This window comes from Pelomonas candidula (assembly GCF_043555985.1).
In the GTDB taxonomy this organism is placed as follows: Bacteria; Pseudomonadota; Gammaproteobacteria; order Burkholderiales; family Burkholderiaceae_C; genus Pelomonas; species Pelomonas candidula.
On record NZ_JBIGIC010000041.1, the window covers coordinates 1 to 1,913 of the forward strand.

Consider the following 1,913-nt stretch of genomic DNA (forward strand, 5'->3'; position numbering starts at 1 on the left):
GCCAGGTCGCGGCCTGCGGCACGGTCAGCCGCAGCGGCGCGCAGTACACGGCCCACGTCTCTCAGGGGGCGCTGCGCGACTGGAGCCTGGATGTGGACGGCAAGCGCAGCCCCGTGCAGGCCGACGGCGCAAGCGTGGTCTGGAACCTCGGCTGAATGCCGTGATCGCCCCGCCGCCGGCGGGGCTTGCATCAGCGCCGGACGGCACCCGCCGGCGCTGACTTCATTGGGGGAGCGCCCATGTTGGGACGCCGCTGGAGGAGGGCCCTGGTCTGGGGCCTGCTGTGCTGGAGCGGGGCGGCGTCGGCCGCGTCGTGGATGTTGGCCGAGAGCCCGCATTTCCGGGTCCTGGCCCACACGTCCAGGAGCAACGCCGAGGCCAAGCTGCAGGACCTGGAACGCCTGCACGAGGCCATGCTGATGGTGCTGGGCGCCACCGCCAGCCCGTCGCGGCCACCGTTCCCCATGGTGCTCAGCGACGACCAGGACCTGATCGGCCGCGTGCGGCCGCACCTGCGTGACCGGCGTTTCGCTGGCCTCTTCATGTCGTCCGCCGACGGCGCCCAGGCCTTCGCCGTCAACTACCGGGGAGCCGGGGAGTTCACCGATCGGGTGCTGTTCCACGAGTACGCGCACCGGCTGATGTTCCAGTACGCCCGCATGACCTACCCGGTCTGGTTCGTGGAGGGCTTCGCCGAGTACTTCGGCGCGACCAAGGTCGACCCGAGCGGGGTGGAGATCGGCGGCTTCAATGAGTCCGTCTCCATCCTCGGCCAGCGCTTCATGCTCGACCCCGAGCGGCTGCTCAAGCCGAACTTCCGTTCCACCGGCGACAAGGAGGCGGACGACAGCTTCTTTCACCTCTTCTATCCGCAGTCCTGGCTGCTGACGCACTACGTGCTGTCCGAGACCCCCCGCGTCGAGCGCTTCAACGAATACTTCCGCCGCGTGGCCGCCGGCGAGGACGCTCTGGCCGCGCTGGAGCCGGCCACCGGCATCGCGCCCGCCAGGCTCAATGGCGAGCTGCGCCGCCACCTCTCCAACCAGTACACGCTGCGCATCCCCGCGGGCAAAGCCGCCGCGGTGCGCATCACCGAGCTGCAGGACGAGCTGGCCGAGTCCTTGTTTGACGACATGCTGATCACCTCGCTGCCCGAGGCTGCGCAGGGCAAGGAAGTGCTGGCCCGCCAGCGCGAGCGCGTCAAGAAGGCCGGCGGGGACCGTGCGCCGGACGCGATGCGATGGGCCCTGGCCCATGCCGAGATCCGCTACGGCGACACCGACAAGGCGCTGGAGCTGCTGGCGCCCTGGGCCGGGCTGGATGAGGCGCCCTTCGAAGCCAACCGCCTGCTCGGCTGGGCCTGGCAGTCAGAGGCCGCACGTACGCAGGGGGCGGAGAGCGACCAGGCGCTGGAGCAAGCCCTCGGCTTCCTGATGGCGGCTTACAAGCAGCGGCGCAACGACGCGCCGACGCTTTACCAACTGGCCCGCGTGCTGCTGCACAAAGGCCCGAGTGCCAGCCTCAGCAACGCTGCCGAATCGGCCAGCCTCCTCGAACCGCAGGTGGCCGAGTACGCCCACCTGGCCGTCTACGTGCACCTCCAGGCCGGCCACCGCGACAAGGCGCTACGCCCCCTGCAGACGCTGGCCAGCAATCCGCACGGCGGGGAGGGCGCCGAGCGCGCGCGCGCCGCCCTGCAGGCCCTGCAATCCAACCAGGACGCCGACACCGTCCTGGCCCTGCTCAACGGCAGCAAGAAGGCCGATACACCATGAACCAGCCCCACCGCCACCCACTGACCTGGGTGCCCTCGCTCTACCTGGCCATGGGCCTGCCCAATGTGATGGTGGGCGTCGTCGCGGCCATCATCTACAAGAACCTGGGCGTGGCCAACGAGGACATCGCGCTCTACA

1 protein-coding gene is annotated in these 1,913 nt (G+C 70.0%); it reads left to right on the forward strand.

Going from position 1 to position 1,913, the window contains the following annotated elements; genetic code table 11:
* The first annotated feature begins 239 nt into the window (after nt 1–239).
* Entirely contained in the window at nt 240–1,775 is a 1,536-nt protein-coding gene (locus tag ACG04R_RS28370; RefSeq protein WP_394418174.1) for a tetratricopeptide repeat protein, read from the forward strand.
* Nucleotides 1,776–1,913 lie beyond the last annotated feature (138 nt).

What these genes read in the sequence shown, in the direction of transcription:
- ACG04R_RS28370 (WP_394418174.1), top strand. Translation starts at nt 240, where the DNA reads ATGTTGGGACGCCGCTGGAGGAGGGCCCTGGTCTGGGGCCTGCTGTGC.